We start from the raw sequence: 21,392 nt of genomic DNA on the forward strand, positions 1-21,392 counted from the left end.
TGCGCTTGACCCTCACGCGGCGTGATGCCGCATCGTCTCCGGCATGGAGGAACACCTGACCGTGGGACGCGTCGCCGGACTGGCCGACGTGAGCGTCCGCACCCTGCACCACTACGACGAGATCGGCCTCGTACGACCGTCCGCGCGGACCCCGGCCGGATACCGGGCCTACGCGGCGGTCGACGTGGAGCGACTGCGGGAGGTGCTCGCCTACCGGCGGCTGGGCTTCGGACTGCGCGAGATCGCGGATCTCGTCGACGACCCGGCCACCGACGCGGTCGCGCGCCTGCACCGGCTCCGCGGCCTGCTGCTCGACCAGCGCGACCGCGCCGCCGCCATGGTGACGGCCATCGACGGGGAACTGGAGGCACGGGCCATGGGGATCGACACCACACCGGAGGAGCAGCTCAAAGCGTTCGGAGCACAGTTGTACGAGACCATCGGATCCGCCTACCCGGCGACGCGGCGCACCGAACCGCGGATCGCCGCGCGGGTCTGGGAGGCGCTCGGGGACGCGCGGACGGTACTGAACGTGGGCGCCGGAACGGGCTCGTACGAGCCGCCGGACCGCGAGGTGACCGCGGTGGAACCGTCGGCCGTCATGCGGGCGCAGCGACCCGCCGGCGCGGCGCCGTGCGTGGCCGCCGAGGCCGAGGACCTGCCCTTCGAGGACCGGTCCTTCGACGCCGCGATGGCGTTCAGCACCGTCCACCACTGGCGGGACCCCATCGCCGGGCTGCGCGAACTGCGGCGCGTGGCCCGGCGGGTGGTGGTCTTCACCCACGACGACAGCGCCACCGGCTGGAGCAACCGCTTCTGGCTGAGCCGCGACTACCTGCCCGAGGTCGCCGGCCTGGTCACCGGCCGCCCCTCGGTGCACGAACTGGCGGACGCGATCGGGGCCCGGATCGAGCCGGTGCTGATCCCCTGGGACTGCGCCGACGGCTTCTTCGAGGCCTACTGGCGCCGCCCGGAGGCGTACCTGGAGGAGCACGTGCGCCGCGCCGTGTCGATATGGACCCGGGTCGGGCCGGAGGCCGAACGGCGGGCGGTGGACATGCTCCGCGAGGACCTCGACTCGGGCCGGTGGGCCGAACGCAACCGCGAACTCGCCGACCTCGACTCGGCCGAGCTGGGCCTCCGCCTCCTTGTGGCCTGAGACAGAGGCCTGAGGCAGAGGCCTGAGGCAGAGGCCTGAGAGGGAGGTCCGAGGAGGCGTCCTCAGCGGTCCAGCGCCGCGTCGAGGGTCATCGCGGCCGTGATGAGCGCGAGGTGCGTGAAGGCCTGCGGGAAGTTGCCCAGCTGCTCGCCGGTCGGACCGATCTCCTCGCCGAACAGGCCGACGTGGTTGGCGTAGGTGAGCATCTTGTCGAAGGCGTACCGGGCCTGCTCGACGCGGCCGGCCCGGGCCAGGGCGTCCACGTACAGGAAGCTGCACAGGGAGAAGGTGCCCTCGGAACCGCGCAGGCCGTCCGGGGAGGCGGCCGGGTCGTAGCGGTAGACCAGGCTGTCGGAGACCAGGTCCTTCTCCATCGCGTCCAGGGTGGACAGCCAGCGCGGGTCGCGCGGCGCGATGAAGCCGGTGATCGGCATCAGCAGCAGCGAGGCGTCCAGGACGTCACTGCCGTAGTGCTGGACGAAGGCCCGCCGCTCGGCGGACCAGCCGTGCTCCATCACCTGGTGCAGCACCGCGTTCCGGGCGGCGGTCCAGCGCGGCAGGTCGGCCGGGCGGCTGAGCTCGACCGCCATCCGTACGGCACGGTCGAGGGCGACCCAGCACATCACCCGGCTGTACGTGAAGTCCTGGCGCCCGCCACGGGTCTCCCAGATCCCCTCGTCCGGGCGGTCCCAGTGCTCGCACAGCCAGTCCACGGTGGCGGCGAAGCGCAGCCAGCCGTCGTAGCCGGCCAGCTGCGCCAGGTCGCGGGCCTGCGCGAAGGCGAAGACGGCCTCCCCGTAGATGTCGAGCTGGAGCTGGTCGGCGGCGCCGTTGCCCGCGCGGACCGGGGCCGAGCCGCGCCAGCCCTCCAGATGGTCCAGCACCTCCTCGCGCAGGTGCGGATCGCCGTCCACCCGGTACATGATCTGCAAGGGCTCGCCGCTGACCGTGCCACCGGCCTGGAGCCGGGCGCCCAGCCAGCGGCGGAAGGCGTCCGCCTCCTCGGTGAAGCCCAGGTCGACCATGGCGCGCACCGACAGCGAGGCGTCCCGGATCCAGGTGTAGCGGTAGTCCCAGTTGCGTTCGCCGCCGACCTGCTCGGGCAGGCCCATGGTCGCGGCGGCCACCGGCGCGCCGGACGGGGCGTACGTGAGCAGCTTCAGGGTGATCGCCGAGCGGTTGACCTGCTGCTGCCAGCGGCCCCGGTAGCGGCAACGGCTGATCCACCCGTGCCAGAAGGAGCGCACGGAGTCGAAGGCGGCCCGCAGGCTCTCCTCGTCCGCCTGAGCGGGCGGCTCGGCGCCGGGCGCGTCCAGGGTGAGCACGGCGGCGGCGCGCCGACCGGCGGTCAGCTCCACCTCGGCGTGGACGTCGTCGCCGTCGCGTCGCAGCGGGACGGCGCCGAGCACCTGGAGGTGCGCGGCGGCCGTGGCGCCGGTGAAGCGCGCGGTGGCGCCGTCGAGGACCAGTTCGTGGGCCTCCCGGCCGTAGTCGAACCGCGGCCGGCACTCCAGCGCGAAGCGGACCGTGCCCCGCACCACCCGCAGCACCCGGATCAGGGTGTGCCGGTCGGAGGGCACGGCCGGGTCCTCGGCGAGCGGCATGAAGTCGGCCACCTCGCCGACCCCGTCAGGGGTGAGGAAGCGGGTGAGCAGGACCGCGCTGTCGGCCAGGTACAGCTGACGGACCGTCGTACCCGGTGCCTCGACGGTGATGGAGAAGTGACCGCCGCGCTCGCTGTCCAGGAGCCTGCCGAAGACGCTGGGCGAGTCGAACCGGGGCGAGCAGAGCCAGTCCACGACCCCCTCGGCGGAGACCAGCGCGCACGTCTGCAGGTCTCCGATGAGCCCGTGGTCGGCGATCGGCGGGTAGCGGTGCATCGGCGGGGTCCTCGTGGGCTCGGCGACGGAAGACGGTCCTCCTCCCCACCCTCCGACGACACGGCCCTCCGGACCACCACGACTGCGCCGAACAGGCGCCTCGCTCACGCGCCGGCCGCGGCGCCGGCGGACGGGAAGGGCCCGCTCCGTCTCCGGGCCGGGCTCCCGTGACGTCCGGACGCCGCCCGCGGTCGGTCGGTACAGTGGCGCGATGACCGACCCCTGGCCCATGGGCGCCCCCGGTGTGCTGCGGCTGCCCTCCGGGCGCCTCGTGCGGGGCCGTGGTCTGCGCCGGCCCCTGCCCGAGGGCCCCGCCCCCACCTTCGCCGTCCATCTGCTCGGCCGCCGCCCGCCCGAGGCCCCGTGGCCGTCGGTCTGGCTCCGCTGGCCCGACTTCCGGCTGCCGGCCGATCACGCCGAGGCCCGCGCGGTCCTCGCCGAGGCCTGGGAGCGGGCGGCCGGGGAGCGGGTCGAGTTCGCCTGCGGCGGCGGGCGGGGGCGTACCGGCACCGCCCTCGCCTGCCTCGCCGTCCTCGACGGCGTCCCGCCCGCCGAGGCCGTGGCGTACGTCCGCCGCTCCTACGACCGTCACGCCGTGGAGACGCCCTGGCAGCGCCGTTACGTGCGCGCCCTCACCCCGGCCTGAGCGGCACCCCCGGGGAGGGTCACAGCTCGCGCTCGGCTGCGGTGATGCCGCGCAGAGACCACAGCCCGTACGCCGCCAGCAGCGGTTTGAGCAGCGTCCACTCGCCGAGACGGTAGTCCTCGCCCCGGACGAGCCGGTCGGCGAGATCAGGGCGCTGCCGGCGCAGGTACGCGCGTGCCTTGAGCGCGTGGGCCGGCTGGGACACGATCGCGATGCGCTGCGCGTCCGCCAGCAGCGGGACCACGTGGGTGATGTTCTCCCAGGTGTTCCTGCTCCGGTCCTCGACGAGGACGCGGCCCTCGAAACGGAGGACGGACCGCGCGTACTCGGCCATCAGCCGCGCCTCGGCGATGTCGCTGCCCACCGGCCCTCCGCTGAAGACGACCACGGTGCCGGGACCGTCGTCCGTACCGACGGAGCGGAGCCCGGCCCTGACCCGCCAGCGGTTGACCAGGTTGATCGAATCCGACGGGTTGCGGTAGCCGAGCACGACCACCGCCCCGGGACCCTGACGATCGGCGTTGACCAGGGTCTTCGACCAGCGCCGGTTCAGCCACTCGCCCCAGGCCAGGAGAGCGACACCGGCGGCCGGCACCATCCACGCTCGCATGTCGGGGGATCCTAGGGCCTGTCCGCGGGCTCCCGGCGCGTCACTCCAGGAACGCCGGCGCCAGCGCCGCCGTCAGCAGGCGCTTCGGGGCGCCCGAGCCGTCGGCCGGGACGCTGTAGAGGTCGGCGCCGTAGTCGCCCGGCAGGGAGTACGAGACCGTGTGGTCGTCGAGCCAGACGGCCTGGTCGTCCACGCTGCGGGACTCGGCGAGCGCGGTCTCCCGCAGGGTGGACAGGTCCAGGGCGTACTCGTGCCAGGGCGCGTCGGTCGGGGCGCCCGCGACGCGCTTCTTGTAGACGATCCTGGTCTCGTCGGGGGACAGCGAGGGGCACTCGACGTTCTCGTGGAGGGTGGCGACGGTACGGGCCGTCAGGTCGCCCCGCACCAGGTACGTCCTGCCGGCGGTCGCCATGGTCGCGTAGAAGTGCCGGTCGTCGCGGGAGAAGGTGACGCCCCAGAAGTTGGTGTCGGAGGCGTGGTACTCCTTGCCGTCCTTCAGCACCCGGAACTCCTCCAGGGACGTGGTGAGCCGGCCCGTCGTGGTGTCCAGGACGGCGGTACGGGTGGAGAAGCTCGCGCTGGCGTACGAGTCGCCGCCGACGAACACCGTCCACGCCACCAGCCGGCCGGACGGCGAGACCCGGGCGCGGGTCGGGATGCCCGGCAGCGGATAGTGGGCCCGTTCCCTGAGGGCCGGGTCGAGGACGACCGCCCGGTAGGTGTCGTCCACCGCGCCGCGCACCGCCTGGAGGCAGACGCCGGTGCCGCCGGCCGCGTGGAAGCGCAGGCACTTCACCCCGGACGCGGTCCGCGGACCGGAGGGGGAGCCGGCGGGCACGGTGACCAGCTCGTCGCGGTGCGGACCCCAGGCCATGTTGCGGAAGACGATCCGGCGGTCGGCGCCGGCCGCGAGCGAGACCCGCCCGGATCCGATCGCCGGGCCGCCCGCCTGCGGACGGTCCTTCTCGGCCGCCCGGCCGGCCGCGTGCAGCAGCGACGCGACGGCCACACCGCCGAGCACGACGAGCGTGGCGAGCAGGACGAGCAGCTTGTTGCGCAGGGTCATACGGGTGTTTCCTCCGAAGCCATGGCGGTGGGCGGGGCCGGTGCCTGTGCGGCGGGCCGCAGGGCGAACGCCGCCGCCGCGCACACCGCGAGCAGGGCCGTCGCCGCGCCGACCGCCCAGCGGTCGCCCCACGCGGTCCAGGCCGCGCCGAACGCGATCGAGCAGCCGAACCGGGCGAGCGCCTGCCCGGTCTGGATCAACGCGAGCCCCGACGACCGGAGCTCGGGCGGCACACGACCGGCCGCCGCGGCCATCAGCACACCGTCGGTCGCCGCGTAGAAACCGCCGTGCAGGGCCAGGACCAGATAGGGGAGCGCGGGACTCTGCCAGCCGCTCAGCAGCGCCCCGTACACGAGCAGCAGGGCGGCGTGGCCGCCGAGGAACACCCGCCAGCGGCCGACCCGGTCGGCGAGCCGGCCGAGCGGCACGGCGAGCAGCAGGAAGGCGGCGGCGGTGCCGATCGGCAGCAGCGCGAACCAGCGGTCGGTGACGCCGAGGCGCCGCTGCAGCAGCAGATAGACGAAGGAGTCGCTGACCGTGGCGAGGCCCAGCAGCAGTGCGCACAGCGCGAGTCGGCGTACGTCGGGGACCCGGAGCAGACCGACCGCGGCCTTGAGCGAGGCGCGGGGCGCGCCCTCCGCCGGCACGGCCGGGGGCTGGGGACGCGAGGGGACGAAGAGCAGCAGGACGAGCACGCCGACCGCGGCCACGCAGAAGCTGACCGTGAACACGGCGTCGTAACCGTCCGCCGCCTGCCGGAGGATCAGAAAGGCCACCAGGGGGCCGATCAGGGCGCCCGCGGTGTCCATCGCGCGGTGCACGCCGAAGGCCCGGCCGCGCGACTCCTCGGGCGACGCCAGCGAGATCAGCGCGTCGCGCGGCGCGGTCCGCAGACCCTTGCCGGTGCGGTCGGCGGCCAGCACGGCGCCGATCAGCGGAAGGGAGCCCGCCACCAGGAGGAGGGGCTTGCACAGCGCGGAGAGCCCGTAGCCGAGCGCCGCCACCGTCTTGTGCCGGCCGCCGCGGTCGGCGAGATGGCCGCCGACGAGCCGTACGAGCGCGCTGAATCCGTTGTACACGCCGTCGAGCAGGCCGAAGCCGAGCGGCGAGAGGCCGAGCCCGGCGACCAGGTAGAGCGGCAGCACGGCCGTGACCATCTCCGAGGAGACGTCCGTGACCAGGCTGACCGTGCCGAGCGCGAACACGGTCGGGGCGACGGCGGCGCGCCGCCCGGGACCGAGGTCCCGGGCGGCGGCCGTCGCGGCCGTCGCGGGGGTGCTGCGACTGTCCGCTACGTACACGTCAGGGCGTCCAGATGCCGGTGATCGGGGTCGCGTTGGCGGCCTGGCCGGCGTGCGTGGTGCCGTACATGTCCTCGATGGTGCGCAGCAGGTTGTAGTGGTTGTACGTGGTCGCGGACGTCGAGCCCGGGATCACCTGCTGGCCGTAGAGGACGGTCGCGATCTTGTTCCCGGCGAGCCGGTTGTCCTCGTCGAAGGTCACGACGAGCAGGCTGTTGTGGGTCTTCGCCCAGGTGGCGTAGGCGCCCAGGTTGTTCTTCAGCCAGGTGTCGCCGGTGCCGACGGAGCAGTCGTGCATGTCGTTGCACAGGTTCGGGACCACGAAGGACACCTGCGGCAGCGTGGTGTAGTCCGTGGGGAACTGCGCCATGGTGTACGCCGAGGAGGTCGGGACGTTCGAGAAGCCGAACCAGGGGTTGTGCTTGCGCGCGTACTTGCCGCTGCTGCACGTGGTCGAGCCCTGGCTGGGCAGGGTCTCGTTGTAGCTCTTCCAGGTCTTGCCCGCGGCGATCAGCTCGGAGGCCAGGTTCGGCGCGGACGAGAAGCCGGGCGTGTAGCAGGAGTCGTCCGTGATGCCCTGGGTGGAGCCCGAGAACATCGCGAAGTAGTTGGGCTGGCTGGGGTGGGTCTCGGCGTACGACTGGGTGAGGTTGGCGCCGCCGGCCTTCAGCGAGTTGATGTACGGGGCGCTGGAGTTGTCGATCACCTGGCTGTAGGCGTGGTTCTCGAAGACGACGACGACCACGTGGTCGGGGGTGGGGACGGTCGCCGCCGCCTGGGCCTGCGACGTGCCGCCGGTGCCGGCCCAGAGGCCGATCGAGGCGGCGGCGAGGCCGAGGGCGGACAGAAGGGCGGTGCGGCGTTTTCTGGGCGCGCCGGACACGACTACCTCCGGTTGAGGGTGATGGCTACGGGAGCGGTGCAACCGGCAGGCTAGGAGTGCGCATGTCAACTTTGAAGGTGCAGTGCGTGAAGACCCGGGAAACGTCTCGTGTCCTGTCGTCCGGGCGTCGGGGATGCCGGTTCCGCCGGGAGCGCCGTCGGTGAGCACCGCTGCTTCCATAGTGCCCCAGGGACGACGAAGCGGACACCGGGACGGGTGCGGTCGCCGTCCGCGTGCACCTTGTGGGTGCTTCGCGAGCGACGACAGAGGCGTCCGGTCGACGCCGCGCCGGTCCCCGTGGGTTCCGGAGGCCGTTACCTCTGCTGGGTCTCGTCCTTGGCCTGCTGGGCGATCTGCTCCAGTACGGCCTTCGGGTCGGCGGAGGGCGCGACGGCCTTCCCGATGTTCCGCTTGATGGTGTTGCTGACCTGGAGCCAGGACGGCTCGTCGACCGGGTAGAGCTGGGCGCTGCGCAGCGCCGTCATGAACTGCTCGGCGCTGTGGTCCTCCGCCGTGGACTCGGACTCCTCGGCGGCGGTCACCGTCGACGGCAGCAGGTGATAGCGGTTCGCGAACGCGTTGAGGTTCTTGTCCTGGTAGACGAAGTCCAGGAAGGAGCTGACCAGATCGCGGTTGCCGTCGTGCTTGAACGCCATCATCCAGTCGGCGACGCCCGCCGTCGGCGGGATCTGCTCGTCACCCAGCGTGTCCGACACCGGCATGCTCAGCGTGCCGACCTTCATGCCCTTCGCCCGCGCCTCGTGGAGGAGCGAGGGGTAGCCGTTGAGCATGCCGACCTCGCCGCGCAGGAAGGCGTCGAAGGCGTCCTGCCGGTTGAGCCGGCCGGGCGCGACCGGGCCGGTCAGCCCCGGTGTGACCAGGTTGTCCTTGATCCAGTCGAACGTCTCCGCGTTCCGCTCGGACGCGATGTTGTAGCCGCCGCTGTCGTCGGTGTACCCGCCGCCGTTGCTCAGTTCCCAGATCAGGGCCTCGGCGTGCGCCTCCTCGGGGCCGAGCGGCAGGGCGTACGGGTAGCGCACGCCCTCCTTCTTCAGCGCCTCGGCCGCGGCCTTCAGCTCCGACCAGGTCTTCGGCGGCTTCGCCCCGGCCTTCTCGAACAGCTCCTCGTTGTAGAAGAGCAGCCGGCTGCTGGCCACGAAGGGCAGGCCGTACAGGGTGCCGTCGACCGAGCCCGCCGCCGCCAGCGGCCGCAGGAAGTTCGCCTCCGCCTCGACCGACAGCACCTCGTCGGCGGAGTACAGGCGGTCCTGCGCGGCGAAGTCGGAGTACGCGCCCATCAGGGCCACGTCGGGAGCGTCGCCCGCATCGACCATGCGGGTGACCTCGCGGTCGACATCGGCCCACGGGTAGAGCGTCACCTCGACCTTCGTGCCAGGATGGGCGGCGGTGAAGGTGGCGGTCAGCTTGTCCCAGTACGCCTTGGAGCCGGTCGCCGGACCGGTGCCGTACTCGGGGGCCACCAGACGCAGCGTCGTCGCGTCGCTCCCGGACGAGCCGCAGGCGGTGACGAGGGAGCCCAGCAGTCCGAATGCGGCCACGGAGACGGTCATGCCGAAGGGTCTTGGTCGCATGGGTTGTTCCTCTTGCTTTTGCTTTTCTGGACAGTGCGCCCGAAATCATCTCCCGGTCCGGGGCATATGACGCCCCCTGGCGAACAGGTGTGGGCATAACTCCAACACGGGGGATTCCGCCTCGTGTCTTCCGATATGCCGATGCTCATTTCATCGCGCGTAGAACCTTCCACGGCGTCCAAAGCGACTCCGCCGAGGCGCATTGACGATCCGTCTTCCGCGACCGCCCCCGCAGAGACGTAATTCGGCCAACATCATGACGAATTCCACTCTCCGGACAACCGCGCATTCCCTCCTTTCCTCTCACCGCACGGGCGCGGCACCCGTCTCGTACCGCTCGGGCCGGACGGCGGTTCCGTCCCGTCGGGCCGCGGCCCGCTCACTTCCCACAGCACCCGGAGGACGAGGGAACGATGACCACTACGCGCACCACCCGGCTGCGGCGTCCGCTGCTCGCCGGGACCACGGCCGTCGCCGCCATGGCCGTGACCGCGGGATTCATGGCCGCCACGCCGGAGCAGGCGAAGGCCGCGACGGGGCCCCGGCTGAGCCTCGTCGCGGCGACCGGCTCGGTCACGCTCACCTCCTGGAAGGAGGACCCGGGCGTCTACCTGGACCTGGGCACCTACCTGACCGCGGAGGGAACACCGCTGGAGCTCAAGGTGACCCGGAAGTCCTACAAGGACCCGGTGACCCTCACCCAGACCGTGTCCGAGGGCGGCAGGACCAGGACGAGGACCCTGCCCCAGGGCACCGTGAAGGACTTCTCCGGACTGCCCGGCTTCGCCGAGATCACCGTCACCGACAGCACGGGCAAGGCGGTCGTCAGCCGGACGGAGAGCTTCTGCCCGAACAACGCCAGCGGACGGATCCGCCCCGACGCGCCCGCCACCTCGAAGTATCCGGAGAGCTGCCCCACCAATCCCTTCACCCTCGGTTCCGTGTGGGGCGTCGAGAAGGGCTGGGCCGCCAACACCTACGCCGGTTCCTACACCCAGCCGGTGAAGCTCGCCGCGGGCACGTACACGGCCAAGGTGAGGATCGCCAAGAAGTACCGGGACCTCTTCGGGATCGCCGACAGGCCCGCGACGGTGAAGGTCACCGTCCAGGAGCGCAGCTGGGACGAGGGCGCGGGCGCCGGCCCCGCCCGGTCGGCCGCCGGGGAGCACGCCGGGCACGGGACGGGGCACACCGGGCACCCCATGCCGGGGCACGAGGTGCCCCCCGCCCAGGCCGGTGCTCCCGAGACGAGCGGCGCGGGCCCCTCGTACAACGTCGGCCACGGACCGCTGAAGGCCGCGCCCCCGGCCCTGCCCTGGGCGCTGAAGAAGCAGCAGGCCGCCGCGCGCGCCGACGTGCGGGCCGGTGACACCGCCGGGCAGACGGACGGCTCGCGCCGGGCGCCCGCCTTCGGGCCGCAGACCCGGCGGCCCACCGGGACCCCCTCCGTCCCGAACGTCCCCAAGCCCGACCTGCGGTCGCTGCCGGCCTACGGCATCACCATCAGCGACGGCGACCGGGACGTCCCCGGCAAGGACTACCTGGCCTTCAGCGCCAACGTGTGGAACGCGGGACCGGCCCAGCTCGTGGTGGACGGCTTCCGCTCGCCCGGCAAGGCCACGATGGACGCGTACCAGTACTTCTACGACGCCCGGGGCAAGCAGGTCGGCTACACCCCCACCGGCACCATGGAGTGGGACCCGCGCCCCGGCCACGTGCACTGGCACTTCACCGACTTCGCCAGCTACCGGCTGCTGAAGGCCGACAAGAAGGAAGCGGTCCGCAGCGGCAAGGAGGCCTTCTGCCTGGCCAACACCGACGCCGTCGACTACACGGTGAAGAACGCCAACTGGCACCCGTACAACACCGACCTCGCCACCGCCTGCGGCCAGGAGAACTCCCTCTCCGTCCGCGAAGTCCTCGACGTCGGCTCCGGCGACACCTACACCCAGGACCTCCCGGGCCAGTCGTTCGACATCACGGACGTGCCCAACGGCACCTACTACATCCAGGTGCTCGCCAACCCCGCCAAGCGCCTGAAGGAGACCAACCTCGACAACAACAGCGCCCTGCGCAAGGTCGTCCTCGGCGGCACCCCCGGCCGACGGACCGTCACCGTCCCCGCACACGACCTCGTGAACGCGAACTGACCACCCACCACACGCGCCCCGTGCGTGACCGGGCCGCCCGGTCACGCACGGCCCCCGGCAGGACCGCATTGTCGGTGCGACCGTCTATCTTCGGCGCATGACACAGGTGGATGTTGCCGCGTTCGGTCGTGCGTGGGGTCGTTTCGAGTCGTGGCTCAGGGCGAACTCCCCTGCCGACCGGGCAGCCCTGCGAAGGCCGGCGGAGCGAGAGCGGCTCGTCGAGCTGGAAGCACGGCTCGGCTTCGACCTGCATCCGGAGCTCAGGGCACTGCTCGAACGGCACGACGGAGTCGCCGAAGCCCACGCCGTCCCCGGCCCCCGCGGACTTCCACCCGCCGGCGCGTTCCTTCCGTCCGGACACCGGCTCAGCGGTGTGGACGACATCGTGACGACGTACGACGTGCTCGTGGGCGTCGGCGAGGACAACATCGACGCCGACCTGTGGGAGGAGGACGCGCTGGCCGTGAACCTGGACCGCTGCGTGCCCTTCGCGCTCCCCAACGACGGCGGCGTCGCCTTCGTCGACCACCGTCCTGGCCCCTCGTACGGCCACGTGTACGAGATGGGCATCGGATCGGGAGACCTGGACGGGACGCTCTGGGCGACCAGCCTGACGGAACTGTTCCGGGCCCTGGCCGAGGCTCTGGAGACCGACGGCCCCTTTCTGTACTACTGGCCCGCTCCCTACGCACACGAATCGGGCCACCACTTCCTCGAATGGCAGATCAGGACCTGAGCACGGCCACACGGGCCCCGGCCCCGGAGCCGCACCGGTCGCTCCGGGGCCGGGGGACGCCGGCTGCCGACGACGGGGTCAGGCGAGACCGTCCCAGCCCCAGCGCGGGGTGGGGCCGGGTTCGCCGAGGTCCGTGCCCGGGGCCGAGGCGGAGACGTCCTTGGCGATCCGCGTCCCCCAGTCGAAGTACTCCAGCACCCGGCGGCGCAGCAGCGCGTCGTCCGGCAGCTCCTTCTCCACGGCCGCCGCCATCAGCTCCATCCAGCGCAGCCGCTGCTCCTCCGTGATGCCGAGCCCGAGATGGGCGCGGAGGAGGGCCTGGTGCCCGCCGTGCTCCGCCGTGAAATCCGCCGGTCCCGAGAAGACCTCGGCCAGCCACACGGCCACGTGCCCCACATGGGTGGGGGTGAAGTCGGCGAAGACGGGCGCGAGGAGGGGATCGGCGAGGACCCCCTCGTAGAACGTCTCGGAGAGCCGGTGCAGCGCGTCGGCGCCGCCCACGGCCTCGTACAGGGTGTTCGTGTGCTCGGTGCTCATGGAAGGCCTCCGCGATCAGGGATGTGTCCTGCCAGCTTTCACGCAACACGGCCCGGATCCAAGGATGTTCGCTCAGGAGGTAGGCGGATTCCCCCGCCTGCTTGAACCCGTGCGAAGGGGAGGGCAGGTTGGGGCCATGACATGGACAGCACCCTCGGTCGTACGCACCCAGCAGCTGAGCGACCTGGGCACGGTGACCGAGCGCCGGATGCTGGAAGGCTGGCTGCGCCGGCACCGGGAGACGCTGCTCGCCAAGTGCGCCGGGCTCACACCGGCCCAGCTGGCCCGGACGACGGTGGAGCCCTCGGACCTCAGCCTCCTCGGACTGGTGCGGCACATGGCGGAGGTGGAGCGGTGGTGGTTCCGGCGGAGCTTCGCGGGCGAGGACGTCGGTGACGTCTTCACCGGCCCCTCGGACGGCGACGAAGGGCTCGCCGGGGTCGACGCGGCCGAAGCGGAGCGGGACTTCGCACTGTTCCGCGCCGAGACCGCGGCCTGCGACGCGGCGGCGGCCGGACACGACCTCGACGAGACCTTCGTGTCCCGTGGCGGAGTCCCGCTCAGCCTGCGCTGGGTCTACATGCTGATGATCCAGGAGTACGCCCGCCACAACGGCCACGCCGACTTCCTGCGGGAGCGGACCGACGGGGCGACGGGGGACTGAGCGGCCGTACGGGCGGGGGCGCCGTCACGGCGACGGCTCCGGAGGGCGTACGCGCGCGGCGGCCGCGCGGACCGCCGCCGTCACCCGGGCCAGGGGGACGTCGGTGGGGACGGTCACGCCCAGCGCGGCGACCGTGCCCGCCGGGCCCCGCACCGGAGCGGCCACCGTGACCTCGCCCAGCCGGAACTCCTCGGCGCAGACCGCGAGGCCCGCCGCACGGATCCGGGCGAGCTGGGCGGCGAGGACGCCGGGGGAGACCACCGTGTGCCGGGTGAGCCGGGGCAGCTCCGGCGGCGGGACGGCGAGCAGCACCTTCCCGTAGGCCGTCGCATGCGGCGGCGGCCGTTCACCGCTCACCAGGCAGAGCACCTCGCCCGCCGACGGAGCGGAGAGGACCGCCAGATCCGCGTGGCCGCCGGTCCGGGCCCCCAGCGACCGCAGTGCCGGGAGCGCCGCGTCGAGGAGCCCCCGGGGGCAGGGCGCCGCCGAGCCGAGCACCCGCAGCCGGATCCCCAGCCGGTACCTGCCGTCCGCGCCGCGCTCCAGACCGCCCCACGCCACCAGCTCCCGCACCAGGCGCAGCGCCGTCGGCGCGGGGAGCCCCGTGCGGGCCGCGATGTCGGTGAGCCGCAGCGCTGCCGGGCCACCGCCCTCGAAGGCGTCCAGCACCGAGAAGAGCCGCCCCGCCACGCTCTCGCCCAACTCCCCGCCCCTGTTCCTCCGGTCGGGTTCCACTCAGTGGAAGCCCGGACTTCCCGCCCCTGTCCGGGCCGTACGAGGCTCAACGCATGCATCTCGGTCTCGCTTCCGACACCCTGCTCTCCACCACCCGCGCCGTCCGCCACCGGCTCGACCTCACCCGGCCGGTGCCCCGCGCGCTCCTGGAGGAGTGCGTCGACCTCGCCGTCCAGGCGCCCACCGGCCGCAACCGGCAGCGCTGGCACTTCGTCATCGTCACCGACCCGGCCCGCCGGGCCCTCCTCGCCGACCTGTGGCGGGCGGGCCTGGGCGTCGCGGAGGCCCACCAGCCGCTACCAGCCCGGGACGTGCGCCGGGCCGAGGTCGCGCCGGGCGTGATGGGGCGGGTGTACTCGGGCGTCGAGCACCTGTACCGGCATCTGCACGAGGTGCCCGCCTACGTCATCCCCTGCGTCGAGGGACGCACCGAGGGCCTCTCCGTCACCCACCAGGCCGGCACCTGGGGGTCGATCCTGCCCGCCGCGTGGAGCTTCATGCCGGCCGCCCGCGAGCGCGGCCTCGGCACCGTGTGGACGACCGGGAACCTGCCGCTGGAGCGGGAGTTCGCGGAGGCGCTCGGCATCCCGTACGCGGAGGTCATGCAGGCGGCCTTCATCCCGGTCGCGTACACCGTCGGCACCGACTTCCGCCCCGCCCGGCGGATCCCGCGCGGGCAGGTCCTGCACTGGGACCGGTGGTGACCGCCCTCCGAAGAGCCGTCACCTGGCGAAGGTGAACCTCTGGACGGACTTGAGGTCGGTGTCCCAGAAGGTGACCCCGGGGGTAGGCCCGATGTTGACGAAGGGCATCCCGTCGGGCAGCGGTACGTCGATCGGCGAGCCGATCTCGTCGGCCGAGTCGCGGCCCTGGAAGCCCAGGGTCAGCGTCTTCACCGCGCGGGTCTCCTCGCCGGCGACGAAGAGCCGCATCCCCGCGTACGCCTTCTGGCCCGGCGCGAGCGTGGCGACGGCGTTCGAGTTGGACTCCAGCGGGCCGACCTCGTCGTAGGAGCCCTCGTCGAAGCGGATGAGCGCGTACTTGTAGAGGGTGCAGGTCTTGTCGCCGATGTTGGTGGCCGTGAGGGTGAGGTGCCGGAGCTCGTCGTGCGGCTCCGCCCTCGACGTGACCGCGATGTCCTCGTCGGTGCACGCCGTGGTCCTGCCCTTGCTTCCGGAACCCCCGTTCCCGGAGTCGCCGTTCCCGGAGCCGTCGCTCGTGGCGGGCGGTTCACCGGCCGGTGTACGCGTGCTCGCGGTCGGGCTCTTCCCGTCACCCCCGTCACCCCCGTCGACGGGGGTGACGGAGCTCGACGCGCTCGGACTGCCCGCCGTGCTCGGACTGTCCGACACGCTCGTGACGGACGGCGTGGGCGTGCCCGCCCCCTTGGCGGCATCGCTCCCCTGACAGCCCGTCGACGACAGGAGCGCCGCGACGGCGACGCCTCCCAGGACACAGGTCTTCCAGGTGTTGCGGGCGGTGTGCATGGTGTTCCCCCGTGGTCTGCCAAGCCGATGGCCGAGACGGTACGCGGCAGCCGTTCGCCCCGGCGTCAACCCGCCGGTGGACACCGGGTAAACCCTGGCGGTAGGCCCGGCGCGGCAGGAAGCCCGGCGCGGCGGGGCCGTCGCCTCCACCTTCCGCGGTACCACGTACGGTTGACGCCGGCCGGCCGGCCCGCCGATAGGCTGCGCCGATGCAGCGTCCGCGGGTGCCGATACCCAGATCCCCCCTGCTCGTCGACACCGGAATCGCGTCGGCCGTCCTGGGCTGCGCGCTCCTGCTCGGACGCCAGGACACCGGCGAGGGCTATCCGCCGCTGGACGCGCCCGGCTGCCTGCTGACGCTCGCCGTCCACCTGCTGCTGTGTGGGCGGCGCCGACACCCGGAGGCGGTGACGGTCGGCATCCTCACCCTCTGGACGGCGTACATCGCGCTCGGCTACTGGCCGGTCGTGAACAGCCTCGCCGCCCAACTGGCCCTCTACACCGTCGCGTCCACCCGCCCGCTGCGCACGGCCCTCGCCGCCGGCGCGGGACTCGGCGCCATCTGGCTGTACGGGGGGTTCGCGGCCCCCCACGGCTCGGTGGCGGCCGCCGCGGCACTGGGCGCCGTCGTCCCGGCGGTACTGGTGAGATTCGGCCAGTCCGCGCGCGAGTCCGAACGGCGCGGCGAGCGACTGGCCGAGCTCGCCGCCCAGTTGCAGGAGGAACGCGACGCCAAGGCGCTCCGGGCCGTGGCCGAGGAGCAGGCGCGGATCGCCCGCGAACTGCACGACGTGATCGCCCACCACATATCGGTGATCGCCGTCCAGTCGGGCCTGGCCGACTACGTCTTCGACACCGATCCCGGCACCGCCCGGAGGGCGCTCGGCACCATCGCCGACACGTCGAGCGAGGCGCTGGAGGAGATGCGGCGGATGCTGACCCTGCTCCGCGCGGGGGACAACGCCCCCGAGACGTACGCTCCCATGCCCACGCTGGGCGGCCTCGCGGACATGGCCGCCCGGATGCGCGCCGGCGGGGTGCCCGTCGAACTGGTCGTGGAGGGACGGCCCCGGACGCTGCCGCCCGGAGTGGAGCTGTGCGCGTACCGGGTGGTGCAGGAGGCCCTCACCAACGTACTGAAACACGCGCGGCCGGCCACCGCCGTGGTGCAGGTGCGCTACCAGCCGCACCGCCTCCTGGTGACCGTCACGGACGACGGGCCGGGGAGGGACCCGGCCGGAGCCGACGCCAGGGGCGGCCATGGCTTGATCGGGATGCGTGAACGCGCGAAGCTCTACGGTGGTGCCGTGACGACAGGCCCAGGCCCCGAAGGGGGCTTTCACGTACGGCTGACACTGCCGACCTCCACCGCCACGGCAGGAGAGACGCCGGCCGGCAGCTGAAGGGGGAGCGGTCGACCATGACGATCCGGGTACTCGTGGTCGACGACCAGTACCTCATCCGCGCCGGCATCGTGGGGCTGCTCCAGGCCACCGACGGCATGACCGTCGTCGGAGAGGCGGGGGACGGGGAGGAAGCCGTCGCCGAAGCGGCCCGGCTGCGGCCCGACGTGATCCTGATGGACATCCGGATGCCCCGGATGAACGGCATCGACGCGGCACAGCGGATCCTCGACGCCGACGCCGACGCCGACGACACCGAAGGGGCGGGTCCGCCGCCGCGGATCCTGATGCTCACCACCTTCGACCTCGACGAGTACGTCTACCGGGCCCTGCGCGCGGGCGCCAGCGGCTTCATCCTCAAGGACACGGGCCCGAAGCGACTGCTCGCCGCGGTGGCGGCGGTCGCGGGAGGCGACGCGCTCTTCGCGCCGAGCGTGACGCGGAGGCTGGTGGAGGCCTTCACCCGCACGTCGGCACCCGGTGAACCCGGCGGCCGGCGGCCGGAGATCGAGCAGCTCACGGCCCGCGAGACGGAGGTGCTGCGCCTGGCCGGCACCGGCAGGTCCAACGCCGAGATCGCGGAACGGCTGTTCATCTCCGAGGCGACCGTCAAGACGCACCTCAACCGCACCATGGCGAAACTGGACCTGACCAGCAGGGCCCAGGCGGTGGTGCTGGCCTACGAGACGGGGCTGGTGGCACCGGGGGGCGGCCCGTACGCGCCGTGACCGGCGGGCCGCAAGCGGGCCCCGGTCCGGAGACCGGAGCGGGGCCCTGGTCCGAGGGTCGGAGCGGGCCCCGTCCAACGGCGGTCCGGGGCGCGCCCGACCCGTGCCGTCCTTCAGCGCCCGTCGACGAGGTGCTGGATGCCGGGGGCGTAGAGGTCCGCGAGCCGTTCGGCGGTGGTGCGGGCGGTGGCGCCGTCGGGGCGGTGGAGGCTCAGGGTGGCGCCCAGGCCGAGGAGCTGGCCGGCGATCAGCTCGGCGCGCAGCCGGGCCTCGGGGCCGGTGAGGAGGCCGGCGAGACGGTCGGTGACCTGCTCGCGGAAGCGGGCGCGCAGCAGGGTGCGCTCGTCCTCGATGCCGAGGGAGAACACCACGCGCAGGAGCGGGTCGCCGCGCAGCCGGTCGCGGAGGTCGACCATGGTCAGGACGAGGTGCCGGCCGAGGCCGGGCAGCGGAGCGGTGAAGAGTTCGGCGGCGGCCGGGCGGAAGTCGACGACCGTGTTGAACAGGGCTTCCTTGGTGCCGAAGCGCTTGACGATCAAGGAGGGGCTCACCCCGGCCGCCGCGGCGATGCCGCGCATGGTGACCTCGGCGTACGGCTTGAGCGTGAACGCCCGCCGCGCGGCGCGGATGATGGCCTCGCGCCCGTTCTCCGGGCCCTCCTCCGCTCCGTCCGCGGGGGAGGGCCCGGCCTCCCGGCGGACGGTTCGGTCCGTGCCGGCCGGGGCCGGGGAGGTGGGTTCGTCGGCGGTGCTCATGCGTTCCCTCGGACGGCGCTGGTGGGTGGTGACACCGTGACCGTACCGCCCGGCCGTCCGCCGTCGCGCGCGGTGCCCCGGCCCGGCCGGTCGGACGGCAGGAGCAGGGTGACGACGAGGGCGGCCAGGGCCGCTCCGGCGGCGATCAGGAAGATCAGCAGGTACGCGTGGAGCGTCGGCGCGGTGCGGCCGTCCACGACGAAGGTCACACGGGCGAGCACGGTGGCGACCACCGCGCTGCAGCAGGCCTGGCCGACGGAACGCATGAGGGTGTTGAGGCCGTTGGCCGACGCGGTCTCGCTCACCGGCACGGCCCGTATGACGAGGGCGGGCAGCGCGGAGTACGCGATGGCGGTGCCGCAGGCGACCACGGTGGCGCCGGTGACGATCAGCCAGAGGCTGTGGCTGGTGAAGAAGCGCACCCCGTAGCCCAGGGTCATGACCACGGCCGCGACGGCGAGCGCGGTGCGGGGCCCGTACGCGGCGGAGATCCGCGCCGAGAGGGGGGACAGGGCCACCATCGCGAGTCCGCCGGGCAGCAGGCACAGTCCGCTGACGACGATGGAGGCGCCGAGGCCGTACCCGGTGCTCGTGGGCTCCTGCACGAGCTGGGCGGTGACCAGGGAGTTCGCGTAGAACGAGAAGCCGATGAGCAGGGCCGCGACATTGGTCAGCAGCACGGCGGGCCGGGCGGACACCCTCAGGTCCATGATCGGGGACGGGGTGCGCAGCTCGTACCGGCCCCAGAGCAGCCCCACGGCCACCGAGGCGCCGAGCACGCCGAGCGTCAGCGCGGAGGTCCAGCCCCAGTCGGAGCCCTGGGTGATCGCCAGGAGCACACCGACGAGGAGGACGGCGAGCCCCAGCGTGCCCGGCACGTCGAAGCGTCCCGGGGAGCGCACGCCCGACTCCGGCACGATCACCAGCACGAGCAGGAGGTCGAGCAGGCCGAGCGCGGCGGACGCCCAGAACATGGTGTGCCAGTCGAAGTTCTCCGTGACGACGGCGGCCAGGGGCACTCCGATCGCCGCGCCGATCCCGAGGGAGGAGCTCATGAGCGCGATCGACGGCAGGACGCGCTCGGCGGGGAGCTCGTCGCGGATGATGCTGATGCCGAGCGGGATCACCGCGAGCGCCGCGCCCTGGAGGGCCCGGCCGGTGATCAGCACGCCGATGTCGGAGCTGACCGCGCAGAGCACGGAACCGAGGGTGAGCACCCCGAGCGACGCGAGGAGGACCCGCCGCTTGCCGTACATGTCGCCGACCCGGCCGAGCACCGGAGTGAACACCGCTCCGGTGAGCAGGGTGACGGTCACGAGCCAGCCCGCGGCGCCCGCGCTCGCCCCGGTCAGCTCGGGCACGTGGGGCAGCAGCGGTACGACGAGGGTCTGCATGACGGCGACGACCATGCCGCAGAAGGCGAGGACGGGGACGACGAGCGGGGAGCGGGCGTGTCCGGACCCCGGGCCGGGTATCGGCGCGGACTCGGGTTCGGGTTCGGTTTCGGCGGAGGTCATCGTGCTCCAGGGGCGATGCGGGAAGCGGAGGGGTGCACACTTGTTCACCCCCAAGGTAAACAAGTGTGCACCCCAAGCCAAGACCGGGGTCCCCCTACCTCGCCGAGTGCAGATCAGGCCACCCGCAGAGGAACGCCCGGCGGGCGCGGGCGGTGGCGCCGTAGCCTGGGCGCCTTTGCGGAGCTCCGCTTCCGGCGGAACGCCCTGCCCGTGACGTTCGTGATGCCCGTACGAGAGGACTCAGGTGACCTCGATACGCACCGCACTCGCCCTCCCCCTCGCCGCCGTCTCCCTGGCCCTGGCGACCCCGCCCGGCTCGGCCGCCGGGACGGCCGTCGCCTCCGTGGAGGAGGCCCGGCTCGACCGGGCCGTGCCCCAGGAGATCCTCAGGCTCAGCGGATTCGCCTCCCTGGCGCCGGAGTTCGCCGACGTCCTCGCCGGCACCGACTCCCTCGCCGCGGCCGAGCGGACGGTCGCCCGGTACGGATCGGGGCTCTGGCGGCGTGCCGTGGACCGGGCGCAGGGCAGGGGACCGGCGGGCGACGGCCTCTCACGGGACGACGACCGGCCGCTGTACTGGTCGCGACTCGCGCTCACCCGTGAACTCCGTTCCTGGCAGCCCGGATTCGGGATCACGGAGGAGGGCCGGGCCCGGCTCCTCGACCGGCTCGAACGCTCCTCGCGCGGCCAGGACTCCATCCGCTACCCGGCCGGGAAGGGAGTGAAGCGCATCCTGCTGACCGGCTTCGACCCGTTCACGCTGGACAGGGACACCCGCATCAGCAACCCCTCCGGGGCCACCGCGCTCGCACTGGACGGCACCTGGCTGCGCACCTCCGACGGCTCCCTCGCCCGGGTCGAGACGACCGTCTTCCCCGTCCGCTGGCAGGACTTCGCCGACGGCACGGTCGAGCGGACCCTGGGCCCGCACCTGCCGGAGGTGGACCTCTTCACCACGGTGAGCCAGGGCCGGCCCGGCCGGTTCGACATCGAGCGGACCAACGGCGCCTGGCGCGGCGGGTTCCCCGACAACGAGAACCTCTCCCGTACGGAGACCGTTCCCGTCGCCGATCCGTCCACACAGCCCCAGTGGACGTCGACGACCCTTCCGTACGCGGCGATCACGGCGGCGTCCACGGGCCGCTTCCCGGTGTACGACAACACCTCCGTGACCGAACTGCCGGCCGGGTCCGGCACCCCCGTGGTCCGCCCCGGCGGGCCGACGCCCGGCTCCGCGGCCCGCGCGGGCGGCGGCGGGAACTACCTGTCCAACGAGATCGCCTACCGGGCCACCCTGCTGCGCGACCGCCTCGGCCTGACGCGGCTGCCCGGCGGTCACGTCCACACGCCGGTCCTCGAGTTCGGCCCCGGAAACACCGACCCGGCGACGGGAACGGTCACCGACGCCCAGTTCGTACGGAACCGGCTCGACATCATCGCCCAGGTGCGGGCGATCGTCGCCGTGGCCGCCGGGTCGCGGTAGCTCCGGGAGGCGGGTGGGCCGGCGGCACGCAGCTCGCCGGGCCGACCCGGCACGCCGGGA

Annotated in this window: 20 protein-coding genes; 9 read left to right on the plus strand and 11 right to left on the minus strand. The window is 73.0% G+C overall.

Translation table 11 applies throughout. From position 1 onward, the window contains the following. The first annotated feature begins 43 nt into the window (after window positions 1-43). Complete coding sequence (locus tag ACH4TP_RS29640; RefSeq protein WP_398439617.1) at window positions 44-1,159, plus strand: methyltransferase domain-containing protein; 1,116 nt, start codon at window positions 44-46, stop codon at window positions 1,157-1,159. A gap of 62 nt (window positions 1,160-1,221) precedes the next feature. On the opposite strand, the gene ACH4TP_RS29645 is transcribed toward ACH4TP_RS29640, so the two are convergent. After that, entirely contained in the window at window positions 1,222-3,039 is a 1,818-nt protein-coding gene (locus ACH4TP_RS29645) for a glycoside hydrolase family 15 protein (protein ID WP_398183109.1), read from the minus strand. A 211-nt stretch (window positions 3,040-3,250) separates the two neighbouring features. Between ACH4TP_RS29645 and ACH4TP_RS29650 the strand changes: the two genes are divergently transcribed. Beyond that, window positions 3,251-3,685 carry a protein phosphatase gene (locus tag ACH4TP_RS29650; RefSeq protein ID WP_398439618.1) on the plus strand — a complete coding sequence of 145 codons (435 nt, stop codon included), beginning with the start codon at window positions 3,251-3,253 and terminating at the stop codon, window positions 3,683-3,685. A 19-nt stretch (window positions 3,686-3,704) separates the two neighbouring features. Here ACH4TP_RS29650 and ACH4TP_RS29655 read toward each other — a convergent pair whose 3' ends face one another. The 5 genes from ACH4TP_RS29655 to ACH4TP_RS29675 all read right to left on the minus strand — a co-directional run bounded on the left by ACH4TP_RS29655 (window position 3,705) and on the right by ACH4TP_RS29675 (window position 9,137). Continuing rightward, window positions 3,705-4,295, minus strand: coding sequence for a YdcF family protein (locus ACH4TP_RS29655; protein WP_398439619.1), 591 nt, complete (start codon window positions 4,293-4,295; stop codon window positions 3,705-3,707). Window positions 4,296-4,335: 40 nt separating this feature from the next. Continuing rightward, complete coding sequence (locus ACH4TP_RS29660) at window positions 4,336-5,361, minus strand: TolB-like translocation protein (protein WP_398439620.1); 1,026 nt, start codon at window positions 5,359-5,361, stop codon at window positions 4,336-4,338. After that, window positions 5,358-6,662, minus strand: coding sequence for an MFS transporter (locus ACH4TP_RS29665; protein ID WP_398439621.1), 1,305 nt, complete (start codon window positions 6,660-6,662; stop codon window positions 5,358-5,360). Before ACH4TP_RS29665 ends, ACH4TP_RS29660 begins: the two co-directional genes overlap by 4 nt. Window position 6,663: 1 nt before the next feature. Next, complete coding sequence (locus tag ACH4TP_RS29670; protein WP_389233739.1) at window positions 6,664-7,545, minus strand: alkaline phosphatase family protein; 882 nt, start codon at window positions 7,543-7,545, stop codon at window positions 6,664-6,666. A 314-nt stretch (window positions 7,546-7,859) separates the two neighbouring features. Next, on the minus strand, window positions 7,860-9,137 hold the full coding sequence (locus tag ACH4TP_RS29675) for an extracellular solute-binding protein (protein ID WP_398439622.1): 1,278 nt from the start codon (window positions 9,135-9,137) through the stop codon (window positions 7,860-7,862). A 413-nt stretch (window positions 9,138-9,550) separates the two neighbouring features. Between ACH4TP_RS29675 and ACH4TP_RS29680 the strand changes: the two genes are divergently transcribed. Both ACH4TP_RS29680 and ACH4TP_RS29685 read left to right on the plus strand, forming a co-directional pair. Next, entirely contained in the window at window positions 9,551-11,287 is a 1,737-nt protein-coding gene (locus ACH4TP_RS29680) for a lysyl oxidase family protein (protein ID WP_398439623.1), read from the plus strand. A gap of 97 nt (window positions 11,288-11,384) precedes the next feature. Continuing rightward, on the plus strand, window positions 11,385-12,023 hold the full coding sequence (locus tag ACH4TP_RS29685) for an SMI1/KNR4 family protein (RefSeq protein ID WP_398439624.1): 639 nt from the start codon (window positions 11,385-11,387) through the stop codon (window positions 12,021-12,023). A gap of 78 nt (window positions 12,024-12,101) precedes the next feature. Here ACH4TP_RS29685 and ACH4TP_RS29690 read toward each other — a convergent pair whose 3' ends face one another. Next, a complete protein-coding gene (locus ACH4TP_RS29690; protein WP_398439625.1) occupies window positions 12,102-12,560 on the minus strand; it encodes a group II truncated hemoglobin in 459 nt (152 codons plus the stop codon). Window positions 12,561-12,696: 136 nt separating this feature from the next. Between ACH4TP_RS29690 and ACH4TP_RS29695 the strand changes: the two genes are divergently transcribed. After that, window positions 12,697-13,224 (plus strand): DinB family protein, encoded by a 528-nt coding sequence (locus ACH4TP_RS29695; protein WP_398439626.1) that lies wholly within the window; start codon window positions 12,697-12,699, stop codon window positions 13,222-13,224. Window positions 13,225-13,248: 24 nt separating this feature from the next. Here ACH4TP_RS29695 and ACH4TP_RS29700 read toward each other — a convergent pair whose 3' ends face one another. After that, a complete protein-coding gene (locus ACH4TP_RS29700) occupies window positions 13,249-13,926 on the minus strand; it encodes an IclR family transcriptional regulator (RefSeq protein WP_398439627.1) in 678 nt (225 codons plus the stop codon). Window positions 13,927-14,012: 86 nt separating this feature from the next. On the opposite strand from ACH4TP_RS29700, the gene ACH4TP_RS29705 reads away from it, so the two are divergent. Further along, on the plus strand, window positions 14,013-14,663 hold the full coding sequence (locus tag ACH4TP_RS29705) for a nitroreductase family protein (protein ID WP_398183079.1): 651 nt from the start codon (window positions 14,013-14,015) through the stop codon (window positions 14,661-14,663). An 18-nt stretch (window positions 14,664-14,681) separates the two neighbouring features. Here ACH4TP_RS29705 and ACH4TP_RS29710 read toward each other — a convergent pair whose 3' ends face one another. Continuing rightward, window positions 14,682-15,446: a DUF4232 domain-containing protein gene (locus ACH4TP_RS29710; protein ID WP_398439628.1), complete on the minus strand. Its 765-nt coding sequence runs from the start codon at window positions 15,444-15,446 to the stop codon at window positions 14,682-14,684. Between the two features lie 224 nt (window positions 15,447-15,670). Between ACH4TP_RS29710 and ACH4TP_RS29715 the strand changes: the two genes are divergently transcribed. Beyond that, window positions 15,671-16,849: a sensor histidine kinase gene (locus ACH4TP_RS29715; RefSeq protein WP_398439629.1), complete on the plus strand. Its 1,179-nt coding sequence runs from the start codon at window positions 15,671-15,673 to the stop codon at window positions 16,847-16,849. 17 nt (window positions 16,850-16,866) lie between these two features. Beyond that, on the plus strand, window positions 16,867-17,577 hold the full coding sequence (locus tag ACH4TP_RS29720; protein WP_398439630.1) for a response regulator: 711 nt from the start codon (window positions 16,867-16,869) through the stop codon (window positions 17,575-17,577). Between the two features lie 113 nt (window positions 17,578-17,690). On the opposite strand, the gene ACH4TP_RS29725 is transcribed toward ACH4TP_RS29720, so the two are convergent. Both ACH4TP_RS29725 and ACH4TP_RS29730 read right to left on the minus strand, forming a co-directional pair. Further along, window positions 17,691-18,332 (minus strand): TetR family transcriptional regulator, encoded by a 642-nt coding sequence (locus ACH4TP_RS29725; protein WP_398439631.1) that lies wholly within the window; start codon window positions 18,330-18,332, stop codon window positions 17,691-17,693. Beyond that, window positions 18,329-19,849, minus strand: coding sequence for an MFS transporter (locus tag ACH4TP_RS29730; RefSeq protein WP_398439632.1), 1,521 nt, complete (start codon window positions 19,847-19,849; stop codon window positions 18,329-18,331). The genes ACH4TP_RS29725 and ACH4TP_RS29730 overlap by 4 nt, the downstream gene beginning before the upstream one ends. 253 nt (window positions 19,850-20,102) lie before the next feature. Here ACH4TP_RS29730 and ACH4TP_RS29735 point away from each other — a divergent pair, with 253 nt between their 5' ends. After that, window positions 20,103-21,332 (plus strand): pyroglutamyl peptidase, encoded by a 1,230-nt coding sequence (locus tag ACH4TP_RS29735; RefSeq protein ID WP_398439679.1) that lies wholly within the window; start codon window positions 20,103-20,105, stop codon window positions 21,330-21,332. Window positions 21,333-21,392: the final 60 nt, after the last annotated feature.

It is taken from the genome of Streptomyces sp. NPDC021012 (assembly GCF_044333355.1).
Taxonomy (GTDB): Bacteria; Actinomycetota; Actinomycetes; order Streptomycetales; family Streptomycetaceae; genus Streptomyces.